General features: G+C 46.2%; 7 protein-coding genes and 1 pseudogene. All 8 read right to left on the bottom strand.

Annotated elements, in window-relative coordinates:
- Window positions 1-7 precede the first annotated feature (7 nt).
- Window positions 8-2,380 carry an accessory Sec system translocase SecA2 gene (secA2, locus tag EKB01_RS05660; RefSeq protein ID WP_167266028.1) on the bottom strand — a complete coding sequence of 791 codons (2,373 nt, stop codon included), beginning with the start codon at window positions 2,378-2,380 and terminating at the stop codon, window positions 8-10.
- Window positions 2,373-2,813, bottom strand: a complete 441-nt coding sequence (asp3, locus tag EKB01_RS05655; RefSeq protein WP_167266026.1) for an accessory Sec system protein Asp3 — start codon at window positions 2,811-2,813, stop codon at window positions 2,373-2,375. The genes secA2 and asp3 overlap by 8 nt, the downstream gene beginning before the upstream one ends.
- Window positions 2,810-4,339 (bottom strand): accessory Sec system protein Asp2, encoded by a 1,530-nt coding sequence (asp2, locus tag EKB01_RS05650; RefSeq protein ID WP_167266023.1) that lies wholly within the window; start codon window positions 4,337-4,339, stop codon window positions 2,810-2,812. Before asp2 ends, asp3 begins: the two co-directional genes overlap by 4 nt.
- Window positions 4,323-5,903, bottom strand: coding sequence for an accessory Sec system protein Asp1 (gene asp1 / locus EKB01_RS05645; RefSeq protein ID WP_167266020.1), 1,581 nt, complete (start codon window positions 5,901-5,903; stop codon window positions 4,323-4,325). The genes asp2 and asp1 overlap by 17 nt, the downstream gene beginning before the upstream one ends.
- A gap of 9 nt (window positions 5,904-5,912) precedes the next feature.
- Window positions 5,913-7,128, bottom strand: a pseudogene (gene secY2 / locus EKB01_RS05640) (accessory Sec system protein translocase subunit SecY2).
- A gap of 72 nt (window positions 7,129-7,200) precedes the next feature.
- Window positions 7,201-8,442, bottom strand: coding sequence for a glycosyltransferase family 8 protein (locus EKB01_RS05635; protein ID WP_167266017.1), 1,242 nt, complete (start codon window positions 8,440-8,442; stop codon window positions 7,201-7,203).
- A 15-nt stretch (window positions 8,443-8,457) separates the two neighbouring features.
- Window positions 8,458-9,684 carry a glycosyltransferase gene (locus tag EKB01_RS05630; protein ID WP_167266013.1) on the bottom strand — a complete coding sequence of 409 codons (1,227 nt, stop codon included), beginning with the start codon at window positions 9,682-9,684 and terminating at the stop codon, window positions 8,458-8,460.
- Between the two features lie 219 nt (window positions 9,685-9,903).
- Window positions 9,904-15,768 (bottom strand): accessory Sec-dependent serine-rich glycoprotein adhesin, encoded by a 5,865-nt coding sequence (locus EKB01_RS05625; RefSeq protein ID WP_167266010.1) that lies wholly within the window; start codon window positions 15,766-15,768, stop codon window positions 9,904-9,906.
- Window positions 15,769-16,351 lie beyond the last annotated feature (583 nt).

Below are 16,351 nucleotides of genomic sequence, written 5' to 3'. Positions count from 1 at the left end.
CCTCTTTTTATGGAAAATGGGTGAGAATCTCACCTTTGGGCGTTACTTCCACAATCCCCATGAGAAGATTGCGTACCATATCTGTACGAATTTGTTGCTTCATGGTTTCAAAGCCTGCATAGGCCTCCTGATAGTACTCCACGATAGGGTTCTTTTGAGAAGCAGACTGGCTCCCGATTGCTAGACTGAGCTGTTGGAGATAGTCGACTTGCTCAACCCAGTTGTCATCAATAGCCTTGAGCATGGATATTCTCAGAAAAGAGTCATAGAGCTGGTGAGGTTGGAGGACTTCCTTTTTAGCTGCAATTTCCTTGGCTATTATTTTCTCTAGTAACTCCCGAATCTGATCTGCATCAGCTAAATCCAAATCAGCTGGTAATTCTCTCATCCCAAAGCTAATATTGGTCACGATGAAGTGAAAGAGCTCTTGGGGGCTACTATAGGCTTTTTCTGAGATTTGTTTGGTATAGTCTGCCAATATATCCTCAAGGATATGCTCTAAATCACGGCTCCCATCCAGCAAACGATCTCTTTCTTTGTAGACCATTTGGCGCTGGATATTGACACTTTCCGCATACTCTAAGGTTTGTCTGCGCGCTGAGCGACTGGCACTATCACTAGCCTCTTGGGCTTTTCTGACGAGGTTGCGGTACTTGCGATCCTTAAGTAGGATGGGTTTGCTAATATCTTCCACTTGGTAGTCTTGATACAGGTCGTGAACCCAAGACGGCCCGAACTTTTTGATCACATCATCTTCAAGCGACACGAAAAATTGAGACATTCCTGGATCACCCTGGCGGCCAGAACGACCTCTGATTTGCAGGTCAATCCGTCGGCTCTCCATCCGCTCGGTACCAATCACAATCAGACCACCCAATTCTGCGACTCCTGGACCGAGTTTGATATCTGTCCCTCGACCTGCCATAGAAGTCGCAACGGTTACTGTCCCTATCTGTCCAGACTCTGCGATGATCTGGGCTTCACGCGCTGCATGATTGGCATTGAGGACATTGTGAGAAATCCCCTCTCGCAAGAGCAAGGACGAGTATAGCTGGGACATTTCAACAGATCCGACAAAGATAAGGAGTGGATTGCCTTTGGCGTGATAGGTCTTGATTGCTTCCAGAGAGGCATACACTTTCTCAGGGAGGGTCACATAGAGATTGTCCGGATGGTCCATTCGCCTAAGTGGGCGATTGGTCGGGATGCGAATGACGGCCATGTTGTAGGTTTCGAAAAATTCTTTCTCTGCCACCTTTCCCGTTCCTGTCATACCTGAGATTTTACGAAACATTTTAAAGAGACTCTGGTAGGTGATCGAAGCCATGGCTCTGGTTTCAGGAGAAAGCTTCACATGTTCCTTGGCTTCGATGGCTTGATGGAGACCGCCTTGAAGCTTGGTCATTTCCATCAAACGCCCTGTTCCCTTGTCTAACAAGACCATTTCTTGCCCTCGAACCAGATAGTCCTTGTCCTTAGTAAAGAGCGTATGGGCTCTAAGAGCATAGACCAGATGCCGAACATAACTAGCATACTCTTCCTTATAGAGATGATCGATTCCTAGGAAACCTTCGACCGTCTGGGCACCTTTTCGGGTCAACCAAACCTGGTCTTTTTCTTCCTTGTAGATGTAGTCTTCTCCCTCAACCAAGGTCGTCACTAGGGTATCAATCATCCTATAATAGTTAGACTGGACGCGGGGAGAACCTGCGATAATCAAGGGAGTTTGGGCACTATCGAGTAGAATGTCATCGATCTCATCAATGATGACATAGTTAAAGGGAGGCAGGAATTTCCCCTCACGAGTGGAGGCAAGATTGTCATTGAGATAGTCAAATCCCAGGACACTATTGGTCGTGTAGACGATGTCCGAGGTGTAGATCTTTCTTCTCTCTTCCGCAGTCAAGTCCTCTTTTGGGTCCTCTGAAAAGGGAAGACCGACAGTTAGACCTAAAAATTGGTAGACTGGGCCCATTTCGCTTGCATCCCGTCTAGCCAGATAGTCATTGGTCGTGACCAGCATGCTGCCTTTTCCCGTTAGGGCATTGAGGTAGAGGGGCATGGTGGCAGTCAAGGTCTTGCCTTCACCCGTATTCATCTCTGCCACATTTCCTTGATGGATCACAATGGCACCCATGACTTGCACATCATAGGGAAAGAGACCCAAGACACGTTTATCGGCCTCACGAACAAGGGCATAGGCTTCTACCAATAGCTCATCCAAGGTTTCTCCCTGGGCAAGACGCTGGCGAAACTCCTCTGTCTTTGCAGCCATTTCCTCATCACTGAGGGCTGCCATCTCTTCTTTGAGGGCATTGATTTGGCTTAAAAGTTTCTTGACCTTTCTCAGTTGTCTTTCCTGATACAAATGATTAAACACCAGCATCCTCCTCAATAGAAAACGAAACAAAGTCAAGAGCCTCAAAACCTGCGCTAATCAAGGAGAGGCGATAGGTGTAGGCCGTTTCAGGATAGGTGAAGCTAAAAGAAAATTGTCTTTCAATCTTCTCCTCGATGATTTCCTCATAACGGTTTAAAAAGGTCAGTTTGATATAAAGTCCATTGACTGGTTGAACCTGCATCTTCATAGAGAGACGGTAGGTATGATTTTTCTTAAGAAGAGGGAGACTGGGCTGACTCCTAGTAGCCTGGTAATTGACACTAGAAAACCAGGTTTTAAGGGTTTCACCTGAAGCCAGCAAAGGATTTTTCAGGGTAACATGACCGTCTGCATGATAAGTGATCTGGCTCCCGTAAAGATAAGTGGCTCCCATCTCACCCCACCTAATATCCTCTCTCTTGATGATAATCATGTCTCACCTCTTCCGTATTCTTCTAGTATCATCTTGTAAAAATGAATAAACCAGGCAACGTTTGTTCCTGTATCATCATTGTGTCGACCTGCTGTCCCTTTCGACAAAATCTTAGCTCCTGTCTGGCAAAGAGTCTCCACTAGCTGGTCATAGGCACCACTATCCATATCCTCGTCCTTCATGTAAGAAAGACCAAAGGTCGTCTGGGAAAAATCAGCTTGTTCAAATCGGGTCCAAAAACGTTGATCCAAGTCCTTCATGTCTTTCTGACTCACTCCTCCAGTCTGAAGGTGCAAGACATCAAAGCTAGTTGGAAAGACTCCTGGCGCCTCTAGTCGGCCCCGCTGTGCGATGGTTCCTAGATTGGTCAAGGGTTTTCCGACTACAATCCCCTTGGGTTCAAAGTAGGCTCCGTAGTAGAGGGCTGGGAAGGTTCCCATTGACAGGCCAGATAGGATCAAGTCACTTCTATCTAAACCTAGATAGTCTAAATAGTGCTGGATGGTTGCTTGAATTTTATCTTCTAATTCCTCAGTTCCTAGGTAAAAGGCTCCTCCTTCTAATCGAGGGTCCGAAAAGAGGAGAAAGGGGCATCTGAGATTCTTCATCATCCAGTAACCCTCAAAACCTTCCGCCGGACGGTAACCTGAGAAATAGACTGCTAGAGGAGGCTTGAAATCCCCCGGGTGAAAGAAATAGTTGATTTCCTCACGTTTTTTGTCATGCAGGATATTGCCTCCGAGAACAAACTTTCCAAACTGTTTCCGGCTCCAGCGTTGGTGGAGATTGCCGATGTTGACCTTCCCTTGACCACGCGCTTCAAGAGAAATACTCAGATAAGCATCATAGTCTTGTTCCACAATGATTGCTGAGGCAAAGTCTGCTTCCTCAAGGAGAATGCCCTGACTAATCTCGGAGACAGATCCTGCTGGGATCTTTCGCAAACGCAGGCGCAAGTCCACTGGTCCACTCTTTTCATATTCGAGCCAGAGTTCGATTGGCGAATGGGCTTGGACGGTCTGATTGTAGGCCCAAGAGACTATCTGGGTATAGGTCTTGCCAAAGTCTCCTTCCAGCTCCAGATACTCAAATCCTTGATAGGAGACAGATCCTTGGAATCTCGGGTGAATTCGTATCGTAGCTGGACTCAGCTTGTCTCCATAACCACCTTCAAAGAGGGAGGTGGAGAGGTCTCGAACAAAGCCCTGTTGGTCTGACAGGTCCATCGCTTGCATGCAGTGCTGTTTGATGAGGTTTTGAAGACTTTCATCCTGACTTGCAAACTGTTCTGGATAGAAAACCGTATAGGGTTCCAAGCTAGATGCAAAAGGCAACAAATCTACTAGGTAAGCCCCATCCGTGAGAATGACAGCATGAAAGTGATCTAGGTCATTCTCATCCATGATTTTCTGGATGGCAGACGGTGTGTTGGGAGGAACATGATACCAGTCTAGTTGGGCTGGTAGGGCAAGTGCATCTCGCCAATCCTCTGGACCGATTTGCAAGATTTTATACTTCTTTTCCATGAGTCACCTCCTCCAACCACTTCTCTAGTTTGATTAGGAATTGCTCCCCAGTGTGTTCCTTTATCTTTTCAATGGAATGGATTAAAGCATCATTCCACACCTGCAGACTATCGAGATAGTAATGGGCCGCTTGAGCAAAATCAGCTATATTTTCCAACAGATAGCCATTCTTCTGATGGCTGACATACTCTGTTTTGACCCTGTTGATTTGAGGGATACCAGCACTAATCCCCGCTATCTGAGTATAGAGAAGAGGCTGACAGTTCAAATCGACAATCAAACGAACAAATTCCAGCTGCTTGATTAACTCCGATTCATCCTTCATATTGACAAATGAATAGCGCATGGCCTGGTGGCGATTGTCCTCAAGCGGATTTTCAGCTCCTTGGTAATCAACTTCCTTCTCTAGCTCCTGACTTTGAAACTGGTCTGCAATCATCTCTGCAACTCGTGTTTCCAGCTGCTTCATTTCTTCTTGATTAGCAGCAAAGGCTCCAAAGACCAGCTCCGTATCCTTGTTTTCAGAAAGGAAATGCAAGACCTGATAGAACGCTTGGTCCTCTATCCCCTGCTCAAAGTCCAGTTGATAGTAGATGAGCGACTCCCTCCGAGTCTGGCTCTTTCCTAGCTCCAAGCGGGTATCAAAAGGCGATAAATGACGAAATTTCGTTGCTTGTTCTGAAAAGGCAGACTGAACCAAGCGCAAGGTGTCCTCTCTGTCGACCAGAACAAGGTCCACCTTATCCAGCAGACCTGCCAACTGAGATAATTGCTCTTGAGGATTTCGTCCGATAAAAAGACTGAGAACCTTGGTGGTTTGGTGAGGCAACCGATCTAATAGGAAAGCATTGTGCTGATCATAAGCAGGCAGAAAATAGGTCGCTCCTTCCTCAGGGAGTTGAGCTATTTTCTTCTCAAAAAACTCCGCAATCAATTCTCCCATATCTTGGTAAGACTCTTTTTGGAAGCGAAAAGCAAAGATAGGATTGACCTCGATACGGCCCCCATCTTGCAAGTGCTCTCTAAACTGCCACAGTCCCTTGGGATTGAGGTAGTCTTGGTAGAGAGCCTGACCCTCTTCGTAGTAAATCACACTAGAAACCAGCCCCCGATCATCCATCAGGTAGTTGGCAGACAAAAGCCCATCTTCCTTGAAATACTGAATCGTACTGATAAAACCTTCTATCCCATGCTCCACCTGGGCATAGGGCTTGCCATCCTTCAGCACCAGAATAGTAAAGGGACTGTAAACAAAGTCGCAATCCTCATCCCACTCAATATCTCTTAGTTGCAAGACCTGTGGTCGAATCTCATGAAAATCCTGCAATTCATCAAATAAGGAATAAACCGGTGCTTCTAAAATGCCTTGGCGATGGAGAAAATAGCGCAGATGAGGCTGATAGGACAAAAGGAGGACCTGGGCAGGGATCCCTTGGCGTTGCATCAGGCGAATCTGATTAAAGGTGTCATCAAATTCTAGCTTGAAATGAGAAAAATACCAAGGTGTCAAATCAGCATGCCAGGGACGTTCCTTGCCATACCAGGCTGGGATAAAGTAATACATCAAAACCTCCTAGAATAGTGGCCGATACCTTTCATTTAATCTGAGCGCCTGCAATTCATCATGAATCGTAAACAGCATACCACTCAAAATTAAAAAGAGTCCAGGAATCATGCTGACTTTTAACAGACTCTCATCCTTCAAGACAAACAAGATCGGAAGTCCAGCCAAGGTAACGTTAAAGACTGCACCTATCAGAGCAAATCGTAGAACCAAGCGGTTGATAAAGCGACTAGTATCCTCACCGGGATAGACTCCGTAGATGTAATCTCCTGATTGCTTCATCCGATCTGCGATCTGTTGACCACTCACATTAACAAAGGCAAAGGCAATGCTAAAGACAAAGAGGATAAGGATATAAGCATAGATCCACAAGGGTTTCCCCATCGCATACTGCTCCAGTATGGCAGGGTAGAGAGGATTGCCCTTATCCAGATGTTGAAGCAAGAGCAAGAGATAAGAAGGCAAGCCCATGAGACTCATCACATACATATAAGGCATGCCACCTGCAGGATTGAGCATGATTTCCAGATAGGAATAGCGTTTAAAGCGAGAATGAAGCCCGATTTTATTGATAGGGATGCGGTATCGCGCTCGGTAAAAGAGAACGACTAGATAGGTAAAGAGGACACCAAGCACTACCAATAGGAAAAGCAGCCAAGGAGAGATCTTATGAACTTGGACCGATTGGAGGATGTCCTGAGGGAGTGAAGCCACCATACTTGCCAATAAAATGACGACAGGGCCTCCAACTCCGATAGACGCATTGATGTCCGACAGCCAAACTAAGAAGAAGGTCCCCGCAACCAAAAGGCTGGTATTGAGGAGAAAGACCAAGAAGGGATTGTAGGGAGCTTGGACAGGGAGGTTTGTAGTCAAGGCCAAGGCCTGAATCAAGGCAATCCCTAACGTCAAGTACATTTTCCGTCTATCCTGAACTTCCGAAGAAACCGAGTTTAAGCCCAGCTTCTTTGAAAAGGAAAACATCTGCCACAAGATCATAGCTGACATCCAAGGTGAAAGCCCGATGGAAAAGAGAGAGACTGCGAAGATTTCCACCAGTCAGAGCTACTGAAAAGTCCAGATAGGCTACGCTTCCCCCGAGAAAATCCCGACTATTGAGATCAACAAAAGGAAGAGCCAGACGACTCCCGAGCACATAAATAAAGAGCAAAAACAGGGTGTGCATCCCTTTTTTTACTGCTATCGATGAACGAAATTCTTTCACTGGCTCCTCCTTTTCTTTTTATCTTTCTGTCCTGTCACACGGGGCCAATCCAGCCTTTTTATCTTAGCACATTCAAATCTCTATCTCAGTTTTCGTGAGTTTTTCGTCCAGATAAGCTGTCAGAGCTGCTACCATTTCTTCTGGCCTTTCTGCTGAGAAAATACCTGCATAGGCACTTTCAGGTAGTTCCCGCGACTGGGTATTGTCAAAAGTCAAGATTGGTTTCTCAAAGCGTGAAATATAGTCATAAACAACACTCAGCTTGTCATCGTGGTTAATATCGAGGTAGACATCTGTCTGCTGGATCAGTTTCTCGACCAAGAGGGGGAAGGTGTTGGGATAGAGGGTCACATTTTCAAAACGTGACAAGAGCATGAGTTCCGGTGCCATCGTCGTATAGGCTGCAATGTAGAAATGCACATCTGGCAAGGCTTGAACCAGATAGTCGATTTTCTCAAGATTCCAGGAATTGGTCAAATTAACACAAGTCATAACTGGCTGATAGACTGTGACTGGGTAGCCAATTCCGGCCTGACGCCATTTTTCAGTAATGGCAGACCACTCCATCAGATGATAGAGCCACCAAACCTCACGCAAACGCCCGACCGAATGAGTATTCCAAGGTTTGTCCTGAGAGAGGAAATGCAAGATGGCTGGCAGGGGCTCTAGGGGAATCTGGAAGATGAACTCATGCCCATGTGAGGCAGCCCCACTGTCAAAACCAATCTGGAAATTATAGTTCTGATCCAGAGGAGCATAGCTGTCATGAAAGAGCATATTGAGTATGGACTGGTCTCCTTCACTCACATTTTGGTGTTCCCGCTCCGTCAACTCAACTAACTCTTGTCTCACAGCTTCTGCCCGCCATTTTTTGTTATTGATCAAGAGTACACCTGCATTAAAGCCAACCCCAACTCCAAAACAAGATGGTGCTGCAGCCAGGTAGTTTTCTCCTAAGTCCATTTCAAAGAGAGCCGTCAGATCAGCCGTTACTACCAAATCACTGTCCAAGTATAGAACCTTGTCCTCTTCGACAAAATCAGGGATAAAATAACGAGCAAAGGTCATGTGATTGATATGGGGCAGTTTGTTGCTCCAGTTCATCTGAAACTGGGCGCCAAGCATCTTGACATCCTCCAACTCACCGCCCATTTGCTCTACTATCGGTCTGAGAGTGCGGAACCACTCCTGGGGAATATCCTGATTAAAGATATAGACCTTGACATGGCTATTATGATAGCAGAGAGACTTGAGCGCTGTTTCAATCTGACGAATATAGGCATAATCTCCTGCGAGAACAATTGTTTTTTTCATTTAGTTTCCTTCAGTTCACAACGACTGCTTCTGTGATTCCAAAAGCGTGCGGATAGACTCGATCATTTGATCTACGGCTGCTGGTGAGTAAATATGACTGTAACCACTCGAGTCATGACTAGTGGTCTCAAAAGCAAATATAGGGATTTCTCTTTGTTGCACCTCTTGGATAATGTTTGCAATTTCATCCTCATGATTGATATCTAAGTAAAAGTCAATCTTTTCTAGAACTTTTTTGAAATTCATGGGATTAAAGTAAGGATAGAGGCGTACATTCAGATGCGATTGTAAGTTCATGATTTCCGGCGCAAAATTGGTATGAGCTAGGATAGAGAACTCTACATCGGGCAATTCTTGGATCAGGTGTTCGATTTGCTCTATGTGACACGTATTGGTAAAAATAGCGGTCGCATACTGGGGAGCTTGAACTAAAGATGCCAATCCTTTATGGAAATCACATTTTTTCATGACAATATCAGACCACTCTAGTCCGTAGTAAAACCACCAGTCCTCCCTGAAACGGTTGAGGTTGATTTGATACCACGGCTTGTCCCCTGTATAATGAATAATCTGGGCTGTCTTCTCAACAGCAAGAGAATCCCTATACCAAGAATCCATCTGGTAATTTCGAGCCACTGTATCCATACCAACCATAAAATTATAGGTAGCTGGCAGCGGTTTCCAACGACCTTCAAAGAGGTGATTTAACACGCCCTGATCACCAAAAACTTGGTCATGCAGTTGGTCTGTCAAACTCAATAAGTGCTCCGTCACCTTTTCTTGACGCCAGAGAGCCACATTAATCAGCAAGACACCTGCATTAAAAGTGCTAGGAACTAGCGCATCTGCGACAGCAGCTACTGGCCAGTCTGCCATATCTTCTAAAAAGAGTTGATCTAGGTTTGATCTAACGATAATATCCGAATCCAGGTACAAGGCTAGGTCTTCGCTAACAAACTGAGGAATAAAATAACGAAAGAAAGTTGCATAACTTAGGTGGGCTAGTGGCAAACTATACTCTTTCAAACCTTGATGACTAATCTTGACATTGACGATTTTTGAGGCTAGAGGTTCTAAACGTCTCTCCATGAGCTGAAACCATTCTGATGGCAAATCATCATTGAAAACATAAAAAGTCACTGCTCGATTATGGGCGCAGATTGACTTGATTGTTGTCTCAATCTTGTCCATATAAGCATTATCACCACCGAGTACAATGGCTTTTTGAAGCTCTTTTTTCATTTCGTCTCCTTTTCTTTTCACATTCTTTTGGCTACTTTTCTACTACTATAGTTATGATTTTTTCGATGATTATCTCACCTTCCTATTATACCTTTTCCCCTAGTTTATTTCAAACTCAAAAGAGGATTTTCCCCTTCTCACATATAGAAAAAACCTTTGAAAAATCATGTTTTCAAAGGTTTTCCATTTTACTATTTATTCATTGATTTTTATATCTTATCAACGACTTTCTCGATCGTCATTCTGACTCTTCTTAGCAAGAAGACCGATACCTGTCACAGCTGCCAATGCTCCCAACAAAGCAGATGCTACCGAAGTCGACGCTCCTGTATTTGGCAAGACTTGTTTTGGCTTGCTTGAAGCGGATTGACCTTGGCTTGCAATGTTTACCATTGAGAGAGAGGTGCTTGTTGAAGTAGATGCCAGAGCACTTGCTGATGCAGAACTACTAATAGAATCTGAAGTCGAGAGACTAGTGCTAATCGACGTTGACTCGCTCACTGACATACTTGCTGAAATCGAAGCACTTTCTAGAATCGATTCGCTGGCGAACATGCTAGCTGAGAGTGATGCGCTCGTTGAAGTAGATTCGCTCACTGATGTACTTGCTGAGATCGAGGCACTTTCCAACGCTAACTCGTCTGCTAGCATACTTGCAGAAGTTGAAGTACTTGTTGAAGCAGACTCACTCTCGCTTACTGAGACAGATTCACTTGTGCTTACTGAGGCAGACTGGCTGGCGCTCGCTGAAGCCGATTGGCTCGAACTTACTGAGGCTGACTGACTAGCGCTCAATGAAGCGGATTGACTTGAGCTTACAGACGCTGATTGACTAGCGCTCAATGAAGCCGATTGGCTAGCGCTCGCTGAAGCTGACTCACTGGCGCTGGCCGACGCGGATTGACTAGCACTTACTGATGCTGACTCACTGGCGCTCACTGACGCGGACTGACTGGCACTCGCTGAAGCGGACTGACTTGCGCTCACTGAGGCGGATTGGCTCGAACTTACCGATGCTGACTGACTTGCGCTCACTGAATCTGATTGGCTAGCGCTTGCTGAAGCGGATTGACTGGCACTTACTGAGGCTGATCGGCTTGAGCTGACTGAGGCAGACTGACTTGCGCTCACTGACGCTGATTGACTTGCGCTCGCTGAGGCTGATTGGCTAGCGCTCGCTGAGGCTGATTCGCTTGAACTTACTGAGGCGGATTGGCTTGAGCTTACGGATGCAGACTGGCTGACACTTACTGAGGATGACTGACTAGCACTCAATGAAGCAGATTGACTCGAGCTGACTGAAGCTGATTGGCTCGAGCTCACTGACGCTGATTGACTCGAGCTCGCTGATGCAGATTCACTTGCACTTACTGAGGCTGATTGACTAGAGCTTACCGATACAGATTGGCTCGCACTCGCTGAGGCGGATTGGCTCGAACTTACTGATGCGGATTGACTTGAGCTCATTGACGCTGATCGGCTAGCACTAGCTGAGGCTGACTCACTTGCGCTGGCTGAAGCGGATTCGCTTGCGCTGACTGAGGCTGATTGGCTTGAGCTTACAGACGCCGATTGGCTAGCACTAACCGATACAGATTGGCTTGAGCTTACTGAGGCCGATTCGCTTGAACTTACTGAAGCTGACTGGCTCGCGCTCAATGACGCTGACTGACTCGCGCTCGCTGAGGCTGACTCACTTGCACTCGCTGAAGCTGACTGACTTGAGCTAACTGATGCCGATTCGCTGGAGCTTACTGAGGCTGATTGACTGGCACTCAATGAAGCGGATTCGCTGGAGCTTGCAGACGCTGACTGACTCGAACTTGCCGATGCAGATTGGCTCGAACTTGCTGAAGCAGATTCACTTGAGCTGACTGATGCCGATTCGCTTGCGCTCACTGAAGCAGATTGGCTGGCACTAGCTGAGGCGGATTCGCTGGAGCTTACGGACGCTGACTGACTTGCACTTACTGAAGCGGACTCACTTGCGCTCACTGACGCTGACTGACTAGCACTTACTGATACTGACTCACTTGCGCTCACTGATGCGGATTGACTGGCACTAGCTGAAGCAGATTGGCTTGAGCTCACCGATACAGATTGGCTCGAACTTACTGACGCGGATTGGCTCGAGCTTGCAGATGCAGACTGACTAGCGCTTATTGAGACTGACTGGCTCGCACTCAATGAAGTCGATTGACTTGAACTTACCGATGCTGACTGACTAGCACTTACTGAAGCAGATTCACTTGTGCTTACTGATGCCGATTGGCTCGAACTCGTTGACGCTGATTGGCTGGAGCTTACTGAGGCTGACTGGCTGGAGCTTGCAGATGCAGACTGACTGGCGCTCACGGATGCTGATTGGCTGGAGCTCGCTGAGGCTGATTGACTAGAGCTCGCTGAAGCGGATTGACTTGAGCTCACCGATACAGATTGGCTCGAACTTACTGATGCAGACTGACTAGCGCTTACTGATGCAGATTGGCTGGAGCTTATAGATACTGATTGACTAGCGCTGGCTGAGGCTGACTGACTCGAGCTGGCTGACGCAGATTCACTTGCGCTCACTGAAGCGGATTGGCTCGCGCTTGCTGAGGCAGATTCGCTTGAGCTGACTGAGGCTGACTGGCTTGCGCTTACTGAGGCAGACTGACTTGAGCTGGCTGAGGCTGATTGACTAGAGCTCGCTGAAGCGGATTGACTTGAGCTCACCGATACAGATTGGCTCGAACTTACTGATGCAGACTGACTAGCGCTTACTGATGCAGATTGGCTGGAGCTTATAGATACTGATTGACTAGCGCTGGCTGAGGCTGACTGACTCGAACTTACCGATGCAGACTGGCTCGCACTTGCTGATGCTGACTCACTTGCGCTTACTGAGGCTGACTGACTCGAGCTGGCTGACGCAGATTCACTTGCGCTCACTGAAGCGGATTGGCTCGCGCTTGCTGAGGCAGATTCGCTTGAGCTGACTGAGGCTGACTGGCTTGCGCTTACTGAGGCAGACTGACTTGAGCTGGCTGAGGCTGATTGACTTGAGCTCGCTGAAGCGGATTGACTTGAGCTCACCGATACAGATTGGCTCGAACTTACTGACGCGGATTGGCTCGAGCTTGCAGATGCTGACTGACTTGCGCTTACAGATGCTGACTGACTCGAGCTGGCTGACGCAGATTCACTTGCGCTCACTGAAGCGGATTGGCTCGCGCTTGCTGAGGCAGATTCGCTTGAGCTGATTGAGGCTGACTGGCTAGCGCTGGCTGACGCTGATTCACTTGCGCTCACTGACGCTGATTGGCTAGCGCTCACTGAGGCGGATTGGCTAGAGCTGACCGATGCTGATTGGCTGGCACTCGCTGACGCTGATTGGCTAGCACTCACTGAAGCTGACTGGCTAGCGCTGGCTGACGCAGATTCACTTGCGCTCGCTGAAGCGGATTGGCTCGAACTTGCCGACGCAGATTGACTAGAGCTTACTGAAGCTGATTCGCTTGCGCTCGCTGAGGCTGATTGACTTGAACTCATTGACGCTGATTGGCTAGCACTCGCTGAAGCTGACTGACTTGCACTCACTGATGCGGATTCGCTCGAACTTACTGAGGCAGACTGACTCGAACTCAATGATGCTGATTGGCTAGCACTTACGGAAACTGACTCACTTGCGCTCACAGATGCAGATTGACTCGAGCTAGCTGAAGCGGATTGGCTAGCGCTCGCTGAGGCTGACTGACTAGCGCTCGCTGAAGCAGATTGGCTTGAGCTTACTGAGGCGGATTGACTCGAACTTGCAGATGCAGATTGACTAGCACTCACTGATGCTGATTGGCTTGAGCTGACAGACGCTGACTGGCTGGAGCTTACCGATGCTGACTCACTCGAGCTCACCGAGGCAGACTGGCTATTACTTACTGAAATTGACGCTTGATTTGTCGTAATTTGTCCATTAAACACATCTGAAACCAAACCATCCACTGTCGTACTAGCAGTCACTGGTCCACTAGGAAGTCGTCCTCCATTGCGATCATATACTTTCTTCAAGTCAGTTGCAGTAAAGGTTACACTGGTAGAACTCCCCGTTGCCTGTTTGGTAAATGTTTCACCTGCAATTGTTAAAGTAACTGTCCCACCTGGAGCAACCCCATCTACCGTAATCGCTTGATTTGAGAGCCCACCTTTTTCGTTAAGATATTGATTCTCTATCCTTGGCGTCTGAGGGCGCACAGTAAAGCTCACGTCAATTTCATCCGTACTTCCATCTGGATAAGTTACCACCGCTGTCAAAGTATGCCGACCAGCAGACAAATTCGTATTAGTTCCAGATTTCCAAGTATAGGTTGTTCTAGTTCCCTTAGTAATTCCTGTAGTAGGTAATTCTGGCGTCCCTGTAGCATTCGTGATGTACTGACTGGCTTCACCAACAGAAACAGTCCCTGAATTGGCCGTTAGAGTAAAGTTTCGATTCACCTCAGCATTGATAGCTGGTTCGTACTTTTCAGACTGAGCATGGACTTCAAATTGAATTGCGGCAGGATTGGCTGTTAAATCTTTTACAAGACCTACGTCAGTAGTATTTCCGCTAAAATTACCTTCCTGATCATAGGTGAAAACATAACGAGTCCACAAACTATTTACTGCTTGATTTTTTCCAACAGAACCCGTGATTGAAACGGTGAAAGGATTTGATGCTGTAGCATTTCCATCTTTGGCTAGTTTATTTGTCGGAACAATCATGCTGATACTTTGGCCATTACTCGTAGTGAATGAGACAAGAGTTGAAGTAGCCGGATAGGCCGCAGGAACAGCAGTAGGAACAAATTTTGCATGTTCAATTCGACCACTGTTATCAGTAAACTCAATGGTCGCAGAAAAATTTTCTTCTCGATAAATTTTAAATTTTTGTCCTTCTAGAACTGCGCCACCTGTAACGGTTATTTTCTGAAGTTCTGGCTTCTCTGTATCCCTAGCAGCTCTGAAGCTAGCGGTATTTGAAGCTTTGGTCAAAGCTTGTCCGTTTCTGCTGTCACGAAGTCCAGAGTTGGCACGTAACACAGCATTTGCAATGCTATTTCGAGCTTCTGTAGCTTTTTGTAGGATAGTGGCAAGGTTAGAAACCTCCCCTTTCAAGGCCTCTGCTATCTCATTCTTCGCTAGACTAGCCTTCGTGATCGCCTCATCCGAGTTTGGAAGTCCCTGCGCTTGAGCTAGAAATTGCCCAATCTCAGCAGACAAGGCCTCTAATTTCTTCCGTTTTTCTTCACTTTGCTTTTCTGTCAAGGCTACAGAAGTCATTGTGAAACTCGATTCAGCCGTCACACCTTCATTCTTTACACGACCAGACTGACTTTGAGGTAAGGATTCTGTAGAAAAATCAACTGCTTCTAATTCTTTCGAAGGTTGTGATTCTTTCACTGTCTCCCGAGCTGACTCACTTGCTTGGTACTGACTTTGAACACCAACTGAAGCTCTCTCTGACAGACCACTATTCGCTTGTTTCTGTGTTCCAAGGGATTCACTTGAACTAGCAGTTACACTTTGACTGTTTGCCAAGGATTGACTAGTAGAAGCAGATTGGCTCATCGACTGGCTCACGCTAGAAGAGTTTGAGGCACTGATAGACTGGCTCGTAGAGGCAGATTGACTGGCGCTCTGCGAATTGAATTCTGACAATGACTGGCTTTGACTGGTAGACAGAGACAAGCTAGCGGCATCTTGATGATCCTGTGTCGTCCCCAGCACTACTGAATCTCTCGTCGCCAGGGTATCTTTTGATTCGACAGTCTTTTCAACAGCGACTGCATCATTGGCATAAACACGCGTTTGCGTCGCAGCAAAACCACCTAAGATCGTTCCCGTAGCTGCTATCCCTTTCAAGACATCCAAGCCGGTCAACTTCTGACCTTCTTGCTTTTCAACCATTTCTGTCTTTACTTGGCTCGTATCCGCACTTCCACGCATCACCTTAAATAAGCCAAAAAGGGAAGTCGAGGCCCGTAGCCAATGCTTCCCTGATTTGATTAATTTGAACCGAGTTACACGGTCTGTTTCTCTATATTCACCCTTCTGGCGTCTAAAAAACATGTTCATCCCCTCAACTTGAAAAAGATCTATTCACCTATAAAATACTATCTCCTTATTATATACCAAATATACCGACAATTCAATATCTATAATATATCCTAAAGAAAGAAAATGATTTCAAAAATAACTTGATTTCAAATCTATTCTATTTTTTCAATATAATCCTCATTTTATTGTTCTGTTAATATATTTTATTTATTTTTTAATCATTTCTATATGCTTTAAAAATTGAGCAAATAATTCCAATCACTCAGGGAATTGATTTTTATTCAAAATATAGAAAAAGTCCATGAATCAATAGCATCCACAGACTTTTAGGAGTGGAGTATTTAAAGGCAGTTTCACAAATGAATTAATGAGGCCGGTAGCCGAGGTAACTTTCTATCCTTTCCAACAAAAAAATCCACGAATCAAAAACATTCGAGGACTTTTCTTACGACATATTTAAGCAAAATGCCATACTAATTAATAGCCTTAATCTACGACACTGAGTTTTACAAATCGATTTCATTTGTAAAACGTGGTTACGACGGAAAAATCCACGAATCGATAATATTCGTGGATTTTTCCTAGTGAAGCGTTT

Source organism: Streptococcus sp. CCUG 71758, from assembly GCF_011714815.1.
Classification (GTDB): domain Bacteria; phylum Bacillota; class Bacilli; order Lactobacillales; family Streptococcaceae; genus Streptococcus; species Streptococcus halitosis.
The sequence above is the reverse complement of the archived record's forward strand: the minus strand, read 5'-3'. Positions and strand labels throughout refer to the sequence as shown.